This is a genomic window from Streptomyces sp. HSW2009, from assembly GCF_040240285.1.
Lineage (GTDB): Bacteria > Actinomycetota > Actinomycetes > Streptomycetales > Streptomycetaceae > Streptomyces.
In genome coordinates, this window is the sequence record NZ_JBEHZD010000111.1 from 1 (window position 1) to 17,462 (window position 17,462).

Annotated in this window: 15 protein-coding genes, 1 pseudogene and 1 riboswitch; of the genes and pseudogenes, 6 read left to right on the forward strand and 10 right to left on the reverse strand. The window is 73.3% G+C overall.

What is annotated here, in order from left to right; translation table 11 throughout:
• Positions 1-98: 98 nt before the first annotated feature.
• Together AAHZ94_RS11475 and AAHZ94_RS11480 are read right to left on the reverse strand one after the other, a co-directional pair.
• The gene (locus tag AAHZ94_RS11475; protein ID WP_349992705.1) at positions 99-428 is read right to left on the reverse strand and encodes a DUF4031 domain-containing protein; all 330 of its coding nucleotides are present in this window, start codon (positions 426-428) and stop codon (positions 99-101) included.
• Complete coding sequence (locus tag AAHZ94_RS11480) at positions 428-826, reverse strand: DUF8819 family protein (protein WP_349992706.1); 399 nt, start codon at positions 824-826, stop codon at positions 428-430. Before AAHZ94_RS11480 ends, AAHZ94_RS11475 begins: the two co-directional genes overlap by 1 nt.
• 130 nt (positions 827-956) lie before the next feature.
• Between AAHZ94_RS11480 and AAHZ94_RS11485 the strand changes: the two are divergent.
• Positions 957-1,808, forward strand: a pseudogene (locus tag AAHZ94_RS11485) (MurR/RpiR family transcriptional regulator); the annotation flags it as partial.
• Here AAHZ94_RS11485 and AAHZ94_RS11490 read toward each other — a convergent pair.
• Positions 1,772-2,011 carry a hypothetical protein gene (locus tag AAHZ94_RS11490; protein ID WP_349992707.1) on the reverse strand — a complete coding sequence of 80 codons (240 nt, stop codon included), beginning with the start codon at positions 2,009-2,011 and terminating at the stop codon, positions 1,772-1,774. The pseudogene AAHZ94_RS11485 and the gene AAHZ94_RS11490 overlap by 37 nt on opposite strands.
• A gap of 83 nt (positions 2,012-2,094) precedes the next feature.
• Between AAHZ94_RS11490 and murQ the strand changes: the two genes are divergently transcribed.
• On the forward strand, positions 2,095-3,042 hold the full coding sequence (gene murQ, locus AAHZ94_RS11495; RefSeq protein WP_349992708.1) for an N-acetylmuramic acid 6-phosphate etherase: 948 nt from the start codon (positions 2,095-2,097) through the stop codon (positions 3,040-3,042).
• Between the two features lie 152 nt (positions 3,043-3,194).
• Here murQ and groL read toward each other — a convergent pair whose 3' ends face one another.
• The 4 genes from groL to thrC all read right to left on the reverse strand — a co-directional run bounded on the left by groL (position 3,195) and on the right by thrC (position 7,957).
• A complete protein-coding gene (gene groL / locus AAHZ94_RS11500) occupies positions 3,195-4,820 on the reverse strand; it encodes a chaperonin GroEL (RefSeq protein ID WP_349992709.1) in 1,626 nt (541 codons plus the stop codon).
• A 694-nt stretch (positions 4,821-5,514) separates the two neighbouring features.
• Complete coding sequence (locus tag AAHZ94_RS11505) at positions 5,515-5,718, reverse strand: cold-shock protein (protein WP_003986833.1); 204 nt, start codon at positions 5,716-5,718, stop codon at positions 5,515-5,517.
• 509 nt (positions 5,719-6,227) lie between these two features.
• Entirely contained in the window at positions 6,228-6,503 is a 276-nt protein-coding gene (locus tag AAHZ94_RS11510; protein WP_349992711.1) for a MoaD/ThiS family protein, read from the reverse strand.
• 143 nt (positions 6,504-6,646) lie between these two features.
• Positions 6,647-7,957, reverse strand: a complete 1,311-nt coding sequence (gene thrC / locus AAHZ94_RS11515; protein ID WP_349992713.1) for a threonine synthase — start codon at positions 7,955-7,957, stop codon at positions 6,647-6,649.
• Between the two features lie 17 nt (positions 7,958-7,974).
• Positions 7,975-8,113: riboswitch (SAM riboswitch) on the reverse strand.
• A 176-nt stretch (positions 8,114-8,289) separates the two neighbouring features.
• Between thrC and AAHZ94_RS11520 the strand changes: the two genes are divergently transcribed.
• Both AAHZ94_RS11520 and AAHZ94_RS11525 read left to right on the forward strand, forming a co-directional pair.
• Complete coding sequence (locus AAHZ94_RS11520; RefSeq protein ID WP_349992714.1) at positions 8,290-9,291, forward strand: glucosyl-3-phosphoglycerate synthase; 1,002 nt, start codon at positions 8,290-8,292, stop codon at positions 9,289-9,291.
• Positions 9,292-9,662: 371 nt separating this feature from the next.
• Positions 9,663-11,462, forward strand: coding sequence for an alpha,alpha-trehalose-phosphate synthase (UDP-forming) (locus tag AAHZ94_RS11525; protein WP_349992715.1), 1,800 nt, complete (start codon positions 9,663-9,665; stop codon positions 11,460-11,462).
• Positions 11,463-11,598: 136 nt separating this feature from the next.
• Here the strand turns inward: AAHZ94_RS11525 and otsB are convergent, their stop codons facing one another.
• The 3 genes from otsB to AAHZ94_RS11540 form a co-directional block, all read right to left on the reverse strand.
• The gene (otsB, locus tag AAHZ94_RS11530; protein WP_349992717.1) at positions 11,599-12,429 is read right to left on the reverse strand and encodes a trehalose-phosphatase; all 831 of its coding nucleotides are present in this window, start codon (positions 12,427-12,429) and stop codon (positions 11,599-11,601) included.
• A gap of 242 nt (positions 12,430-12,671) precedes the next feature.
• On the reverse strand, positions 12,672-13,109 hold the full coding sequence (locus AAHZ94_RS11535) for a DUF3263 domain-containing protein (protein ID WP_349992718.1): 438 nt from the start codon (positions 13,107-13,109) through the stop codon (positions 12,672-12,674).
• Positions 13,110-13,220: 111 nt separating this feature from the next.
• Positions 13,221-14,498, reverse strand: a complete 1,278-nt coding sequence (locus AAHZ94_RS11540; RefSeq protein WP_349992719.1) for an extracellular solute-binding protein — start codon at positions 14,496-14,498, stop codon at positions 13,221-13,223.
• Positions 14,499-15,226: 728 nt separating this feature from the next.
• On the opposite strand from AAHZ94_RS11540, the gene AAHZ94_RS11545 reads away from it, so the two are divergent.
• Both AAHZ94_RS11545 and nagA read left to right on the forward strand, forming a co-directional pair.
• Positions 15,227-16,159: an ROK family protein gene (locus tag AAHZ94_RS11545; RefSeq protein ID WP_349992720.1), complete on the forward strand. Its 933-nt coding sequence runs from the start codon at positions 15,227-15,229 to the stop codon at positions 16,157-16,159.
• Positions 16,159-17,346, forward strand: a complete 1,188-nt coding sequence (gene nagA, locus AAHZ94_RS11550; protein WP_349992721.1) for an N-acetylglucosamine-6-phosphate deacetylase — start codon at positions 16,159-16,161, stop codon at positions 17,344-17,346. The genes AAHZ94_RS11545 and nagA overlap by 1 nt, the downstream gene beginning before the upstream one ends.
• Positions 17,347-17,462: the final 116 nt, after the last annotated feature.

Below are 17,462 nucleotides of genomic sequence, written 5' to 3' on the forward strand. Positions count from 1 at the left end.
GTACGGGGGCACGCCCCGCCGCCCCGCCGCGGCAGCCCGGCACCGCTCCCCGCCGCCACGTCCCACCGACCGCCGCCCGCCGCCCGCCGCAACACCCGCTACGGCAGCGCCCCGCCCGCCGAACCCGGATCGCCCAGGCTGTCATCGCGCAGTACGGCCGCGCCGTCCGGGCCCCGGTGGGGGCGGCGCAGGCCGGCGGCGGAGAGGCGACGGACCAGTTCCTTGCTGGTCACCTCGACCGCGCCCAGGTCGACGGCGGTCGCGTAGCTGGTGGACGGCACGTCGTAGTGGTCCCGGTCGAAGCCGCGGCGCGGGGCGCCGATCCGCTCCGCGAAGGCGTGCAACTCCTCGTACGACACGTCACTGACCAGGTGCGACCACATGCGGCCGTGGCCCGGCCAGATGGGCGGGTCGATGTACACGGCCATCAGTGGTCGCCCTTGCCGCCGGATCTGGAGCCCCGGCCGCCCGAGATCACGGCCTCCAGCGCGCCCAGCCTGGCCACCTCGACCGTGGTCTTGGTGCAGACCCAGCGCGGGTCGGGGCCGAGTTCCGGCTCGACCTCCAGGGCGTGCGGGTCGCCGCCGCCCACGCAGACCGGGCACAGCGGCCACCGCCCGTACCGCTCAAGCAGCGCGTCCTGGACGTCCTGCGCGACCAGGCCGGCCACGAACTGCGCCCCGTCCGGCCACTGCTCGACCCACCACCGCCGGTGCGTCACCGCGTCCTCGACGAGCGAGACCACGTCCGCCCGCGCCACGTCTCCCGCCGACAGGTCAGCCAGTACGAGCGCCCGCGCCCTGTGCAGTGTCTGTTCGAGCTCCATGGCTCCATTGTCAGGCTCCGTCACTCTTGACGCCCGCCATGACCGAAAATACCTTTCAAAGGTGAGCAGCAAGCTGAAGGAAACTTTCATCGGCGTCCAGGGCGCCGCCCCTCCGGCCCCGGCTGCCCTGATGGCCACGTTGCGGGCCGTCGGGCCGTCCATGACCCGTTCGATGCAGCGGGTCGCCGAGACGGTCGCCGCCGACCCGGCGGGCTGTGCCGCGCTCACCGTCACCGGGCTCGCGGAGCGCACCGGCACCAGCGAGGCCACCGTGGTGCGCACCGCCCGGCTGCTCGGCTATCCGGGCTACCGCGACCTGCGGCTCGCCCTCGCCGCGCTCGCCGCGCAGCAGGCCGCGGGCCGGGCGCCGGCCGTCACCGCCGACATCGCGGTGGACGACCCGATCGCCACCGTGGTCGCCAAGCTCGCCCAGGAAGAGCAGCAGTGCCTGGCGGACACCGCCGCCGCGCTCGACACCAGCCAGTTGGACGCGGCCGTGGCGGCACTGGTCTCGGCCCGCCGCATCGACGTGTACGGGATCGCCGCCTCCGGCCTGGTCGGCCAGGACCTGGTGCAGAAGCTGCTGCGGATCGGGCTCATCGCGCACGCGCACACCGATCTGCACCTCGCGGTGACCGGCGCCGTGCAGATGCGGCCGGGCGACGTGGCCATCGCCATCACGCACTCCGGGCGCACCGCCGACGTCATCGAACCGCTGCACACCGCCTTCGCGCACGGCGCCACGACGGTCGCGATCACCGGCAACCCGGCGGCCGAGGTCACGCAGTACGCGGACCTGGTGCTCACCACGTCCTCGGCCCGCGAGAGCGAGTTGCGGCCGGCCGCCATGTCCAGCCGCACCAGTCAACTCCTGGTCGTGGACTGCCTGTTCATCGGCGTCGCGCAGCGCACCTACGCCACCGCCGCGCCCGCGCTCTCGGACTCCTACGAGGCGCTGGCGCACCGCCGCACCCCCCGGACCCACCCCGGCCCCCCCCCCCCGGGGGGGGGGGGGCCCCCCCCCCCCCCCCCCCCCCCCCCCCCGCCCCCCGGCACCCCGCCCCCCCCGGCCCCCCCCCCCCCCCCGCCCCCCCGCCCCCCCCCCGCGCGCCGCCCCCCCCCCCCGCGGGCGCCCGCCGCCCCCCCCCCCCCACCCCTCTCCCCCTCATATCCCTCGCCCCTCATCCGCCCCGCCCCTCCCTCGCCCCCTCCCCCTCGCTCCGCTCCCGCTCCGCCTTCTCCCGTATCGAGGAAGAGCCATCGCCGCCATGAACACCAGCGCCGACGGTGTCCGGCCCGGTCCGCTCCGGGCCCAGCTCGACACCCTGACGACCGAGGCGTACCGCCCGGAACTAGCCGAGATCGACCGGCTCGACACGCTCGCCATCGCCCGGCTGATGAACGCCGAGGACAGCGCCGTACCCACCGCGGTCGCCGCACAGTTGCCCCAGGTGGCGGCGGCGATCGACGCGGTGGCCGACCGGATGGCCGGCGGCGGCCGGCTGATCTACGCGGGCGCCGGCACCGCGGGCCGCCTCGGCGTGCTCGACGCCAGCGAGTGCCCGCCGCCCTTCAACACCGCGCCCGAGCAGGTCATCGGGCTGATCGCGGGCGGCACGCCGGCCCTGGTCACCTCGGCCGAGGACGCCGAGGACAGCAAGGAACTGGCCGCCGCCGACCTGGCCGCGCTGCACCTGACCGAGCGCGACAGCGTCGTCGGCGTCTCGGCGTCGGGCCGCACGCCGTACGCGGTCGGGGCCGTCGAGTACGCCAGGGCGCACGGCGCGCTGACCGTCGGGCTGGCCTGCAACGCGGGCTCGGCGCTGGCCGGCGCGGCCGAGCACGGCATCGAAGTGGTGGTCGGCCCGGAACTGCTCACCGGCTCCACCCGGCTGAAGGCGGGCACGGCGCAGAAGCTGGTGCTCAACATGATCTCGACGCTCACGATGATCCGGCTGGGCAAGACGTACGGGAACCTGATGGTGGACGTGCGGGCCTCCAACGACAAGCTGCGGGCCCGCTCCCGGCGCATCGTGCAGTTGGCCACCGGCGCGTCGGACGAGGCGACCGAGGCGGCGCTCGCGGCCACCGGCGGCGAGGTGAAGAACGCCATCCTCACGCTGCTCGCCGACGTGGACGCATCCACCGCGGACCGGCTGCTGACGGATGCGAACGGCCACCTCCGCGCGGCCCTGGACACGGCCCGTACGGCCTGATCGGCGCGGGCCAGGCCACCGGCCTCAGGAAGCGGGACTCAGGAACGGGCCCCGCTCCCCGCTCCCCGCTCCCCGCTCCCGAGAACGCCCGAGGGCGGCACCCGCAGTGGGTGCCGCCCTCGTTCGTACGGAACAAGCTGATCCGCTGGGGATCAGAAGTCCATGTCACCGCCCGGCATGCCGCCCGGAGCGCCCGCGGCAGCGGCCTTCTCCGGCTTGTCGGCGATGACGGCCTCGGTGGTGAGGAACAGCGCGGCGATCGACGCGGCGTTCTGGAGCGCGGAGCGCGTCACCTTGGCCGGGTCGATGATGCCCTCGGCAACCAGGTCGACGTAGTCGCCGGTCGCGGCGTTCAGACCGTGGCCGGGGGTCAGGTTGCGCACCTTCTCCACGACGACGCCACCCTCAAGGCCGGCGTTGACGGCGATCTGCTTGAGCGGGGCCTCCAGGGCCAGGCGCACGGCCTGCGCACCGGTGGCCTCGTCGCCTTCGAGCTCCAGCTTCTCGAAGACCGCGGCGGCCTGGAGCAGGGCCACGCCGCCACCGGCGACGATGCCCTCTTCGACGGCCGCCTTCGCGTTGCGAACGGCGTCCTCGATGCGGTGCTTGCGCTCCTTGAGCTCGACCTCGGTGGCGGCACCGGCCTTGATGACGGCCACGCCGCCGGCCAGCTTCGCCAGGCGCTCCTGGAGCTTCTCGCGGTCGTAGTCGCTGTCCGAGTTCTCGATCTCGGCGCGGATCTGGTTGACGCGGCCCTGGACCTGCTCGCTGTCACCGGCACCGTCGACGATGGTGGTCTCGTCCTTGGTGATGACGACCTTGCGGGCGCGGCCCAGCAGGTCGAGACCGGCGTTCTCCAGCTTGAGGCCGACCTCCTCGGAGATGACGGTGCCACCGGTGAGGATGGCGATGTCACCGAGCATGGCCTTGCGGCGGTCACCGAAGCCCGGGGCCTTGACGGCGACGGACTTGAAGGTGCCCCGGATCTTGTTGACGACCAGGGTGGAGAGGGCCTCGCCCTCCACGTCCTCGGCGATGATCAGCAGCGGCTTGCCCGACTGCATGACCTTCTCCAGGAGCGGGAGCAGGTCCTTGACCGCGGAGATCTTGGAGTTGACGATCAGGATGTACGGGTCGTCCAGGGACGCCTCCATACGCTCCATGTCCGTCGCGAAGTACGCGGAGATGTAGCCCTTGTCGAAGCGCATGCCCTCGGTGAGCTCCAGCTCAAGCCCGAAGGTCTGCGACTCCTCGACGGTGATGACGCCTTCCTTGCCGACCTTGTCCATCGCCTCGGCGATGAGCTCGCCGATCTGGGTGTCAGCGGCGGAGATGGAGGCGGTGGAGGCGATCTGCTCCTTGGTCTCCACGTCCTTGGCCTGCTCAAGGAGCTGCGCGGAGACGGCCTCGACGGCGCGCTCGATGCCGCGCTTGAGGGCCATCGGGTTGGCGCCCGCGGCGACGTTCCGCAGGCCCTCCTTCACCAGCGCCTGGGCCAGGACGGTCGCGGTCGTCGTGCCGTCACCGGCGACGTCGTCCGTCTTCTTCGCGACCTCCTTGACCAGCTCGGCGCCGATCTTCTCGTACGGGTCTTCGAGCTCGATCTCCTTGGCGATGGACACACCATCGTTGGTGATCGTGGGGGCGCCCCACTTCTTCTCAAGGACGACGTTGCGGCCCTTGGGGCCGAGGGTGACCCGGACGGCGTCAGCGAGCTGGTTCATCCCACGCTCAAGACCGCGCCGTGCCTCCTCGTCGAACGCGATGATCTTGGCCATGTGAAGTGGTCCTCCCAGGACTGGGGGCCCCCGGCCAGTGGCTGGGGGAGGGTGAATACTCCGGACCGCGTGGCGCCCGCGACGGACGGCCTGCCTGCCCCGCGGTTCCTTGCCCCGCTTGGCCTGCGAGCCTCACCGACCCGGTCCTTCTGTCACTCTCGACAGCAGAGTGCTAACGCCAATGATTAGCACTCGGCACCCTAGAGTGCAAGGTCGCTCCGCTAGGAGCGTCGGTGGGGGGCGGTGGTCGGGGACGCGGTGGGCGCAAGGTCGCTCCGTTCAGGAGCGTCGATGGGGGGTGGTGGTCGGGGACGCGGCGGGCGCAAGGTCGCTCCGCTCAGGAGCGTCGCTGGGGGCGGCGGTCGGGACCGGTCTCCGGTCCGAGTCGGGTGACCCCGATGCGCGGTCCCGCGTCGACGGTCGGGGCGCCGGCCGTGGCGCATGCAGCTCACCCACCCCGTACGCACCCGTCGCCCACCGCGCACCGCCCGTCTTCGCCGTACGCATTCGCAACGTGCGGGAACATCCGACGGCCGCGCCGCCGCCCCGCCGCGCCGGCTGAAGCCCACCGGGGGGCGCCGGGGCACGGGTGGCTCCGGGGGTTCCGGAGCCGCCCAACCCGCTGCGGGCATGCGAAGGGCCCGCACCCCCCTGCCGAGGGTGCGGGCCCTTGTTTCGCGCAGTCGGTCGGCGCTCAGCCGGCCACGCGGACCATGTCCGCCTGCGGCCCTTTCTGACCCTGCGAGATCTCGAACTCGACCCGCTGGCCTTCCTCAAGGGTGCGGTAGCCGTCCATCTGGATCGCGCTGTAGTGGACGAACACGTCCGCACCACCGTCGACCGCGATGAAGCCGTACCCCTTCTCCGCGTTGAACCACTTGACGGTGCCCTGAGCCATTCCAAACTCCCCTATTGCTGGCCCTTGCGCAGGACCGCACTCCGCGGACCCGGGTCAGACCTCACCCCTGAGAATCCCCTCACCATTGGCCAGGGGAGCCCCGGAGGCGTGCGCCGGAACGCGTCGACCGCCGCTGAATGTATCTGCCCAGATGCCCAGAGCAACAGGTCAATCGGACGAGAATTCTGGGCGCGGCTCATCGGCTATACGGGGTTAACTCCGGTGAATACCGGTCAAGTCGGGCCGGACATGGCGGCACTAACCCGGCAAATCATGTCCACATTTCACGCACATTTTGACGGGTTCTCATATGCGCTCAACGCACGGGCCCGTGAAGGGTGCGGGGGAAGCGGGGAGTTGCAGGTGGGGCGGAACCGCGAGTGCGGGGCGGAGCTGGGGCTAAACGAAAAGAGCCACACCAACCCTATCGCGATTCTGGGCACGGAATTGCCCCGTCCGCTTTCTTGTGGACGGGGCAATTCCGGCAGTTCGTGGCAGGTGACGGCGGATCAGCCGCCGGCGACGGCCGGGATGATCGAGATGCCGGCGCCGTCCGGGGTCGCCGTCTGGAGGCCCTCGGCGAAGCGCACGTCGTCGTCGTTGACGTACACATTCACGAAACGGCGCAGCTTGCCGTCCTCGTCGAGCACCCGGGCGGCGATGCCCTGGTGGTTCTTGTCCAGGTCGGCCAGCACCTCGCTGAGGGTCGTGCCCTCGGCGCTGACCTCGGCCTTGCCGCCGGTGTAGGTGCGCAGGATGGTCGGGATGCGGACGTTGACGCTCATGGGGTCACCTTCGTGGGAGATGCGGGGAAGTGTGCTGTCGCGGCGGGGCGTCGGCCGGTCGCCGATCCACGGCCGGCGGGCGGCCGACGGCTGGTCGACGACCGCCCCGGCCGGGGCGCGCCGGCCGGGCCGGGGCGCAGGCGTCAGCTCGCCAGGCCGGCCGCGCGGAACGCGTCGAGGTTCGGCTTGATCGTCGCCGTCGGACCGGTGGTGGGCGCCACGGCGTCCAGCGTCTTGAGCCCGTCACCGGTGTTGAGCACGACGGTCGTCAGCGCCGGGTCGAGCTGTCCGGTCTCGATGAGCTTCTGGGTGACGCCGACGGTCACGCCGCCCGCGGTCTCCGCGAAGATGCCCTCGGTGCGCGCCAGCAGCTTGATCGCGTCGACCACCTGCTGGTCGTTGACGTCCTCGACCGCTCCCCCGGTGCGCCGGGTGATGTCCAGGACGTACGGGCCGTCGGCCGGGTTGCCGATCGCCAGCGACTTGGCGATCGTGTTCGGCTTCACCGGGCGCACCACGTCGTGCCCGTCCTTGAAGGCGCGGGAGACCGGCGAGCAGCCCTCGGCCTGGGCACCGAAGATCTTGTACGGCTTGTCCGCGACCAGGCCGAGCTTGATCAGCTCCTTGAGCCCCTTGTCGATCTTGGTGAGCTGGGAGCCGGAGGCGATCGGGATGACGATCTGGTCCGGGATCTCCCAGCCGAGCTGCTCGCAGATCTCGTACGCGAGCGTCTTGGAGCCCTCGCCGTAGTACGGGCGCAGGTTGACGTTGACGAAGCCCCAGCCCTCGCCGAGCGGGTCGCCGATCAGCTCGCTACAGAACCGGTTGACGTCGTCGTACGTGCCCTCGATGCCGACCAGTTCGCCACCGTAGACGGCGGCCATGACGACCTTGCCGGCCTCCAGGTCGTGCGGGATGAACACGCAGGAGCGGAAGCCCGCGCGGGCGGCGGCGGCGCCGCCCGCGCCGGCCAGGTTGCCGGTGGAGGAGCAGGAGAGCGTGGTGAAGCCGAAGGCGCGGGCCGCCTCGACGGCGATGGCCACCACCCGGTCCTTGAAGGAGTGGGTGGGGTTGCCCGAGTCGTCCTTGACGTACAGGCCGCCGGTGACGCCGAGCGCGTCGGCCAGCCGGTCGGCCTTGACCAGCGGGGTCAGGCCCGGGTTCAGGTTGGGCTTGGCGGCGACGTTCGCGGGGACCGGGAGCAACGGGGCGTAGCGCCAGATGCTGTTCGGGCCGGCCTCGATGCGCTGCCGCAGCGCCTGCGGGTCCCCGGTCGGCAGGTCGTACGCCACTTCGAGGGGACCGAAACAGAGCTGGCAGGCGAAGATCGGGCCGAGCTCGAAGCGCTCGCCGCACTCGCGACAGGACAGCGCGGCGGCGGGGCCGAGGTCCACTGGGGCGGAGGCGTCCGACGTGGCGGGAGCGGTGGAGGTTGCGGTGACTTGCACAGCCATGATGGCGAGGCCCTTTCTCCTCATCTTCCTCGCGGCGCACTTCGCCACGAGACGGAATTGGCACCTTCCCCACCGGGAGCCTCGCGGTGCGAGTTTCCGGCTGGAGGGTTGCCGGGGCTTCAACGGGCCGTATCCCTCTGCCCCTCTGGATGAGCGGTATGGCACTGGGCTCCTTGGAGCCAGGCGTTTGTGGGCGAGATGACCCCGGCATGCGACGGTCATCCGCGTTGTTCAAGACTGTAACCGAAGGTTGGAACAGTACGGACAGTCGTCCGAACCACGAGATGAACGTAACATCGAGCGCTGCTCGCCGCGCATAAGGAGTCACGCAGGTGCTGGAAGAGGTGGAGCGCTGGCTGAGCCGCCGGTCCTGGTCCGCTGCCGACCGTCAGCTCGACCGGCTCCTGGCGGCGAAACGGGCTGGTGGGGCCACGGTCAGCGTGGTGTTGCCGGCGCTGAACGAGGAGGCGACGGTCGGCACGATCGTCGCCACGATCCGCCGCGACCTGATGCGCGATGCGCCGCTGGTGGACGAGCTCGTGGTGGTCGACTCGGGCTCGACGGACCGCACCGCGGCCGTCGCGCGCGAGGCCGGGGCACAGGTGGTGCACCGGGACGACCTGCTGCCGCGGCTGCCGACGGTGCCGGGCAAGGGCGAGGTGCTGTGGCGCTCGCTGCTGGCCACCCGCGGCGACATCGTCTGCTTCGTCGACGCCGACCTGCGCGACTTCTCCTCCACCTTCGTCTCCGGGATCGTCGGGCCACTGCTCACCGACCCCGAGGTGCAGTTCGTGAAGGCGATGTACGACCGGCCGCTGGGGCAGGTCGGCGAGGCGGGCGGGCCGGCCGCGGCCGCCGGGCCCGGGCCTGGGTCCGGGTCCGCCGGGCAGGGCGGCCGGGTGACGGAGCTGGTGGCCAGGCCGTTGCTGAACCTGCACTGGCCGCAGCTCGCCGGATTCGTCCAGCCGCTCGGCGGCGAGTACGCGGCGCGCCGCTCGCTCCTGGAGCGGCTGCCGTTCCCGGTCGGGTACGGCGTGGAGCTCGGGCTGCTGGTGGACGCGCTGCACACGGTCGGACTCGATGCGCTGGCCCAGGTGGACGTGGGCGTGCGCCGCCACCGCCACCAGGACGGCCAGGCCCTCGGCCGGATGGCGGCGGCGATCTACCGTACGGCCCAACTCCGGCTGGCCCGCGGCTACTTGGTGCGCCCCCGACTGACCCAGTTCCAGCGCGGCGCGGACGGCGGGTTCGAGCCGCACACCCATCCGGTGGACACCGAGGAGCGCCCGCCGATGATCGAGGTCCCGGAGTACGCGGAGCGCTGGGCGGCGTAGCCACGGCGGGGCCGCGGCACGACCACGACACGGCCGCACACGACCGCGGCACGACCGCGGCCAGCGGGGGCGACGGGCGCGGGCACGGCAGGGCGCCCGGCCACCACCGAGGGTGACGATGCGTGCGCGCCGTGGTGCGCGGGGTGGGTCTCCTGATGCGTACGGGGCGGGGTGGGGGCTGCGCGGGGTGGCTCGGCGGGGGTGGCCGGGGGCGCGGAGAGGTGCCGGAATCCGCCGCACCGGCGCGTACCGGAGTCGGCGTAGCGCGGGCGGTCCGGTCGAACGGCGCGCGGAGACGGCGGGTGGGAGCGGGGGCGGGGGCGGCGGCGTCCGTACGTTTGAGCGGTTCCGGTCCTGGCTAGGCTCGCGGCATGGTCTCCGTCCATGGCGAGCAGGAAGCCGTCGACTCCGTGCCGGCCACCGGTCCCAGACCGGGCGCCCGGGTGCTGGTCGCTTCGAACCGCGGGCCCGTCGCGTACGCGCTGACGCCCCCACCGACCCGTTCGCCCTCGCGAACGCCGACCCCGGGCGAGGCGGCTGCGGCAGGCGCCACCGCCGCACCGGAACCACCCGCGGAACGCCCCACGGAACCACCCGCCACACCCGAACCGCCCACGACCCGGGCAACGCCCACGACAGCACCGACAGCACCGGCCGCGCCGGCGACTGCGGCAGCAGCGGCCGGGCTGACCGCCAAGCGCGGCGGCGGCGGCCTCGTCTCCGGGCTCTCCGCGATCGGCGCGGACGCCGACTCCGTGTGGGTGTGTGCCGCGCTCGGCGACGGCGACCGGGAGGCGGTGCGGCGGGCCGCGGTCGGCGACCCGGCGGCCGGCGGCCGGCGCGGCGCGCCGCTCGACCCGGCGGCCACCGGCGGCCCGCGGGTGCGGCTGCTGGACATCGAGCCCGCGGTCTTCGCCGCGGCGTACAACGGGGTGGCCAACTCCGTGCTCTGGTTTGTGCACCACCTGCTCTACCAGACCCCGCTGGAGCCGGTCTTCGACGAGGAGTTCCGGCGCCAGTGGGAGGCGTACGAGGCGTACAACGCCGCGTTCGCGGACGCGCTCGCGCGCGAGGCGGGGCCGGGGGCCGCCGTGCTGGTGCAGGACTACCACCTGGCGCTGGTCCCCGCGCTGCTCCGGCAGCGCCGCCCCGACCTGCGCATCGGCCACTTCTCGCACACCCCGTGGGCCCCGCCGGACTACTACCGGCTGCTGCCCGACGACGTCGCAGCCGCCGTGCTGCACGGCATCCTGGGCGGCGACCGGGCGGCCTTCCTCACCACGCGCTGGGCCGAGGCGTGCGCCGACTGCGGCGCCCGGGTGCTCGGCGCCCGGGTCGGCCGGGACGCGGAGACCGGCGAGCTCACCGTGGAGTCGGCCGGGCGGACGACCCGGCTCGGGGTGCACGGCCTGGGCGCGGACGCGGAGTTCCTGCGCAGCCGCTCGCACGCCGCCGACGTGACGGAGCGGCTGGCCGCGCTGCGGGCCCAGATCGAGGGCCCGGGCGGCACGGACGGGCCAGCCGGGGCAGCCGGGCCAGCCGGGTCAGACGGCTCGGACCACCGTGCGCCGGCCCGGAAGGTGATCGTCCGGGTGGACCGCACCGAGCTGTCCAAGAACATCGTGCGCGGGCTGCACGCGTACCGGCTGCTGCTCACGGACCACCCCGAGTGGCGCGAACGGGTGGTGCACGTCGCCTTCGCCTACCCCTCGCGGCAGGACCTCGCGGTCTACCGGGCGTACACGGCCGAGGTGCAGCGGGTCGCCGACGCGATCAACGAGGAGTTCGGCACGGCGACCTGGCAGCCGGTGGCGCTGCACGTGAAGGACGACTTCGCGCGCTCGCTCGCCGCGTACCGGATCGCCGACGTGGCGCTGGTGAACCCGATCAGGGACGGCATGAACCTGGTCGCCAAGGAGGTCCCGGTGGTCTCGGACGCCGGCTGTGTGCTGGTGCTCTCCCGGGAGGCCGGGGCGCACGCCGAGTTGAGCGACGACGCGCTGTCGGTCAACCCGTACGACGTGCAGGAGACGGCCAGAGCGTTGCACGAGGCGCTCCGCATGGACCCGGCCGAGCGCGCCGAGCGGACCAAGCGCCTCGCCGCGGCGGCCACGGCGCTACCCCCGCAGGCGTGGTTCCTGGCCCAGTTGCGGGCGCTCGGGGCGGCGTAACCGCGCGGGGCGGCGGGCCTCCCGCGCGGACTGGCGCGTCCTCCCGCGCGGAGTGGCGCGTCTCCCGCGCGGGGGCTGCGGGGCCTCATGTGCAGGCGTCGCACCTCCCGCGCGGGCGGCGAGCTTCCCGCGGGGGTCAGCCCAGTTCGTGGGCGAGTGCCGTCAACAGGGCGACCACGCCCGCCGGGCCGTCCACGACGAGGTCGGCCCGGTCGGCGAGTTCGGTGACCTCGTTGCTGCCGCTGCACACCAGGAGGCCGGGGCTGCCTGCGGCGCGACGGCGCGCCACCGCGTCGAAGGCCGCGATGTCGCCCAGGTCGTCGCCCGCGTACAGCACGGTCTCCGCGTCCACGGCACGGGCGAAATCGGTGAGCGCCACGCCCTTGTCCACACCCGGCGGGCGCAGCTCGATGACCAGGCGGCCCGGTTCGACGGCCAGGCCGTGGCGGGCCGCGAGCTCGCCGAGCGGGGCGCGCAGCGCGTCGAAGGCGGCCTGCGGCGCCGCGGCCCTGCGGGTGTGGACGGCGACGGCCCGCCCCTTGTCCTCGATCCAGGCGCCGGCCGCCGCGGTGGTCCCGTCGAGCACGCCGGGCAGTTCGGCGCGGACGGCGGCCACCCCGGGGTGCGGCTCGGGGACCCGGAGTTCGCCGGTCGCCGCGTCCCAGCGTTCGGCGCCGTAGTGGCCGAGTACGACGAGGTGGGCGAGCCCCGGTACGCCGGCGAAGCCGCCGTAGCGCACCGCGACGTCGGCCGGGCGGCCGGTGAGGACCAGCACGGTGCCCACCAGCGGGGCCAGCGCGGCCAGCGCCGGGACGGCCGCCGGGTGCGCGCGGGCCTGCTCCGGGTCGGGCACGATCTCGGCCAGCGTGCCGTCGAAGTCGAGCGCGACGACGGCCCGCCGGGGCCGTGCCAACAGCGCGGCGAGCCCGGCTCGGCCCGCGTCGGTTGAGGGGACGGGAATGCCCATGCGGCCGACCCTATCGGCGCCCCCCACCACGGCCACCAGTGCCGGATCGGCCAACGCGGGGGTGGTGGCGCGGCCGGGCCCGAACAGGCCCGGCGGGCCGCGGACCGGCGTACGTCCGACCAGCCCGGCCAACCAACAGCGGGTCCAGCGGGCCACGGGGCGGCGCACGTCCGACCAGCCCGGCCAACCAACAGCGGGTCCAGCGGGCCACGGGGCGGCGTACGTCCTACGAGGCCAGCCGGTCAGCGGCGGTCGCGGCGGGCCTGGCGCACCCGGCGCAGTCGGTTGACGGTGACCGGGTCGTGGCGCAGGGCGCGCGGATCGTTCAGGAGGGCGTTGAGGAGTTGGTAGTAGCGGGTGGGCGAGATGCCGAGCCGTTCGCGGATGGCCCGCTCCTTCGCGCCGGGCCCCGACCAGCCGCGCCGCTCCACGGCCAGCACGGCGAGGTCCCGCTCGGAGAGCCCGGAGCCCGCTGTGTCGGAACCCGCTGCTGCGGAGTCCTCCGTGTCGGAGTCCCCTGCGGCGGGGCTGTCCGTGCCGGGGCCGTCTGCATCGGGACTGCCGGGGCCGTCTGTGCCGTACGGGCTGTCTGCGCCGTCGGGGCTGTCCGTGCCGTACGAGTCGCCAGTGCCCGTGCCGGCGCCGGGCTCGGTCCCTGAGACAGGCTCGGTCCCAGACACGGGCCCTGCCCCAGGCGGAGTCTCGGTCCCGGCCCCGGGCTCAACCCCGGGCGCCTGCTCGGGCTCGGGCGTTGGCTGGTCGGGAGTGGCGGGGGGAGTCACGCCGTCAACCTAACGTTCCTCGTTCTCCTTGGCGTCGGCCTTGCGCTGGATCTCACCGAGCACCGTGGCCGGGTCGCCGCCGCTGGCGACCATCGTGCCGACCGAGTCCCGCAGCGACTGGTTGACCTTGGTCCAGGAGACCTTGTCGAACGGGTAGAACTGCGCGGTGTCCAGGCCGTCGAGGAACTGCCACAGGCTCTTGTACTCGTCGTCGCGGCGCATGACCGTGGACGCGTCCGTGGTCACCGGCAGCAGCCGGTACTTGCCGGAGAAGCCGACCACGTTGTCCGTCTCGTAGACGAAGTTGAGGAACTGGCCTATCTGCTTGCGGTGGCCGTTCTTCTTGAACGCCATCATCCAGTCAGCCACGCCCATCGTGGTGGGCGAGGGGCCCTTGCGGCCGGGCAGCGGCGCGACGTCGTAGTCGATGCGGTGGCCGACGGCCTGCTGCATCAGCGTCGGGTGGCCGTTGAGCATGCCGACCTCGCCGCGCGTGAAGGCGTTGAACGCCTCCTGCCGGTTGAGCCGGCCCGGCGGGCGGGAGCCGGTCAGGCCCTTGCCGACGAACTCGTCGCGCAGCCACTCCAGCGTCTCGACGTTCTCCGGCGAGTCGAGCATGTAGCTGCCGTACCCGTCGGTGTAGCCGCCACCGCCGCTGAGCAGCCAGATCAGCGTCTCGGCCTGGGCCTCCTCGCGACCGAGCGGCAGCGCGTACGGGTACTTCACGTCGATCGCCTTGAGCTTCTCGGCCGCGGCCTGGAGCTCGTCCCAGTCCTTCGGGGGCTCGGTGATGCCCGCCCGCTCGAAGAGGGCCTTGTTGTAGAAGAGCAGTCGGGTGCTGGCGCCGAACGGCATGGCGTACTGCACCCGGTTGACCTCGCCCGCCTGGGCGATGGAGGAGACGAAGGAGGCCATCGTGCGGATGGAGAGGATCTGGTCGGCGCGGTAGAGCATGCCCTGGGCGACGAAGTCCGCGTACGTGCCGAACTGGACCATGTCCGGCGTGTCGCCGGACTCGATCATCTCGGCGACCTTCTTGTCGATGTCCGTCCAGCTATAGACGTTGACGTCGACCTTGATGTTGCGGTTCTTGGTCTCGAACGCGCGGACCAGGTCGCCCCAGTAGTTGAGCGTGCTGTTGCTACTGCTGTCGCCGTAGTCGGCCGCGACCAGCTTCAGGCGTACGTCGTCCGTACCCGAGCCACTGCCGCAGGCGGTGAGTGTCGGCGCCAACGCCGCCGTCGCGGCACCCGCCGCCGTCAGACCCATGAACCGCCGCCGCTGCACGACCAGTACCCACCCTCGCGCTCTCGCTCTTTCCCGGAATCAGCCGGAGTGTCACTCTCCGGCACGAGTTGCGAGTCTCCCCGCTAACCCCTCCTGAGGTCTACACCACACCCGGTCTCGCTTCGGTATCACCTCTGGTCACACCGGCGTCACCTGCCTCGGGTATGGCGGCAGCCGGAACGCACCGCTCCCCGCGGGCGCACCGAACCCGCTCAGAGTAAGCACGACTTCCCGCACCGTCCCGGCACAACCGTGCGCGAAGCCGACGACTCCCCCACACCAAACAGGTCGATTACCGCCCCATTCCGGCACTTTGCCCGGGCACCGTGTGCGGAGTCACAGATCGTTTGCGCGTCGCCGGCCAGCAGCCCTCCCGTCGGCCGACGGGCACCGCCGGGTCACCCGCCCCACGGCCCGCCGAGCCGCCCGCCGGGCGCCCCACCATCCGTGCCACCGCACGTCACGCCGCGGCCCCGGGAACGCCCACGCCGCCCCGCCGGCCGCACATTTCGGGGCCAAACCACCAACCCGACGCCGTCCGAGCGCTGCCCGCGCACCGTCCACGCGCTGCCCGATGGGGCATCCGCCGGGGCCCTGACCACACCCCGGGGCCGGCACCGGAGCGGCCCGCCGCGGCCCCGGCGATCACACCGCGTCGGGAGACGCGACACTCCGCGAGCGTGAAGTGGCCTAGACCTCTAGTGGGGAATCGCGCGAGACTGTCCCGCGTGAAACACGTCATCGCCCTTGATGTGGGCGGCACCGGAATGAAGGCCGCCCTGGTCGGGGCGGACGGCGAACTGCTGCACACGGCCCGGCGGCGCACCGAGCGCGAGCGCGGTCCCGACGCCGTGATAGCCGGCATCCTCGACTTCGCGGCCGAACTGCGCGCACTGGGCATCGAGCGGTACGGGGTACCCGCCGCGGCGGCCGGGGTCGCCGTGCCGGGCATCGTCGACGAGGCAGCGGGCGTCGCCGTGTACGCGGCCAACCTGGGCTGGCGCGACGTCCCGATGCGGGCGCAGCTTTCGGAGCGGCTCGCCGGCGCGCCGGTCGCGCTCGGCCATGACGTGCGCACCGGTGGTCTGGCCGAGGGCCGCATCGGTGCCGGTGAGGGCACCGACCGCTTCCTGTTCGTACCGCTGGGCACCGGGATCGCCGGCGCCATCGGCATCGCCGGACGGGTGGAGGCCGGCGCGCCCGGCTGCGCCGGCGAGATCGGGCACGTCGTGGTCCGCCCCGGCGGTCCCGAGTGCGGCTGCGGGCAGCGCGGCTGTCTGGAGACGCTCGCCTCGGCCGCCGCGGTCAGCCGGGCGTGGGCCGCCGCCGTCGGCGACCCGCAGGCGGACGCCGCCGACTGTGCGAAGGCCGTCGCCTCCGGCGATCCGCGGGCCGTCGCCGTCTGGCAGGAGGCCGTGGACGCGCTCGCCGACGGCCTCGTCATCGCCCTCACCCTGCTCGACCCGCGCCGGCTGATCATCGGCGGCGGACTCGCCGAGGCCCGGGACACGTTGTTCGTACCGCTGCGTGCGGCGGTGGCCGAGCGGGTCACGTTCCAACAGCTCCCCGACATCGTCCCGGCGGCGCTCGGGGACACCGCCGGTTGCCTGGGCGCCGGTCTGCTCGCCTGGGATCTTCTCGCTACGGAGGTATCCGCCTGATGGCCGAACGAACATCTCTCGCGGGCGCCCGCGTCGCCCTGCCCACCGGAGTCGTCGCGTCCGGTCAGGTCACGGTCGCGGACGGACGCATCGTCAGCGCCGGCCCGGACGACGCCGCTGCGGGCGCGGGGGCCGGGACAGCCGGCACCGACCGCATCGACCTCGCCGGGCACCTGATCGTCCCCGGCTTCGTGGACGTGCACGTGCACGGTGGCGGCGGCGCCTCGTTCTCGGCGGGCAAGACCGAGGAGGCGCTGCGGGTCATCGACACCCACCGCCGGCACGGCAGCACCACCATGCTCGCCTCCACCGTCACCGGCGACCTGGACGAGGTGGCCCAGCAGGCGCACGTGCTGTCCGAACTGGTCCAGCAGGGCGAGTTGGCCGGCGTGCACTTCGAGGGCCCGTTCATCTCGCCGCACCGCTGCGGGGCGCACGAGCCGACCCTGCTGCGCGACCCCGACCCGGCCGACGTGCGCAAGCTCATCGACGCGGCCCGCGGCACGGCGAAGATGATGACGCTGGCGCCCGAACTGCCCGGCGGCCTGGACTCGGTGCGGCTCCTGGTGGACGCCGGCGTGATCGCCGCGGTGGGCCACACGGACTCCACGTACGACGCGACGCGCGAGGCCATCGACGCCGGCGCGAGCGTGGCGACGCACCTGTTCAACGCGATGCCCTCGCTGTTGCACCGCGCGCCGGGCCCGGTGGCGGCGCTGCTTGAGGACGAGCGGATCACCGTCGAGCTGATCAACGACGGCACACACCTGCACCCGGCGACGCTGGAGTTGGCGTTCCGCAGCGCGGGCGCGGACCGGGTCGCGTTCATCACGGACGCGATGGGCGCGGCGGGCATGGAGGACGGCATCTTCCCGCTGGGTCCGATGCAGGTGGAGGTCAAGGACGGGGTGGCGCGCATCAGCGACGGCCCGACCGCGGGCTCCATCGCCGGCTCCACGCTCACCCTGGACCAGGTCTTCCGGCGCGCGGTCAGCGTCGACCGCCTCTCGATCGACCAGACCGTGCGCGCCCTGTCCAGCACCCCGGCCCGGGTGCTTGGCCTGGAGGACCGCATCGGTTCCATCGAGCCGGGCAAGGACGCCGACCTGGTGGTGCTCGACTCCGACTACGCGCTGGTCGGCGTCATGCGTCGAGGTGCGTGGGTGGTACGGCCGACGGCGGGCTGAGCCCGCGGCGCACGCCCCGACCGACCACCCCCCCGGCCCCGAGCCGCCGCCCCCCCCCCCCCCCCCCCCCCCCCCCGCCCGGCCCGGCCCCCCCCCCGCCCCCCCCCCCCCCCCCC

Bases quoted from the DNA above. Each gene is read 5' to 3' on its own strand.
- AAHZ94_RS11475 (WP_349992705.1), bottom strand. From the start codon at position 428: ATGGCCGTGTACATCGACCCGCCCATCTGGCCGGGCCACGGCCGCATG.
- AAHZ94_RS11480 (WP_349992706.1), bottom strand. From the start codon at position 826: ATGGAGCTCGAACAGACACTGCACAGGGCGCGGGCGCTCGTACTGGCT.
- AAHZ94_RS11490 (WP_349992707.1), bottom strand. From the start codon at position 2,011: ATGAGGGGCGAGGGATATGAGGGGGAGAGGGGTGGGGGGGGGGGGGCG.
- murQ (WP_349992708.1), top strand. From the start codon at position 2,095: ATGAACACCAGCGCCGACGGTGTCCGGCCCGGTCCGCTCCGGGCCCAG.
- groL (WP_349992709.1), bottom strand. From the start codon at position 4,820: ATGGCCAAGATCATCGCGTTCGACGAGGAGGCACGGCGCGGTCTTGAG.
- AAHZ94_RS11505 (WP_003986833.1), bottom strand. From the start codon at position 5,718: ATGGCTCAGGGCACCGTCAAGTGGTTCAACGCGGAGAAGGGGTACGGC.
- AAHZ94_RS11510 (WP_349992711.1), bottom strand. From the start codon at position 6,503: ATGAGCGTCAACGTCCGCATCCCGACCATCCTGCGCACCTACACCGGC.
- thrC (WP_349992713.1), bottom strand. From the start codon at position 7,957: ATGGCTGTGCAAGTCACCGCAACCTCCACCGCTCCCGCCACGTCGGAC.
- AAHZ94_RS11525 (WP_349992715.1), top strand. From the start codon at position 9,663: ATGGTCTCCGTCCATGGCGAGCAGGAAGCCGTCGACTCCGTGCCGGCC.
- otsB (WP_349992717.1), bottom strand. From the start codon at position 12,429: ATGGGCATTCCCGTCCCCTCAACCGACGCGGGCCGAGCCGGGCTCGCC.
- nagA (WP_349992721.1), top strand. From the start codon at position 16,159: ATGGCCGAACGAACATCTCTCGCGGGCGCCCGCGTCGCCCTGCCCACC.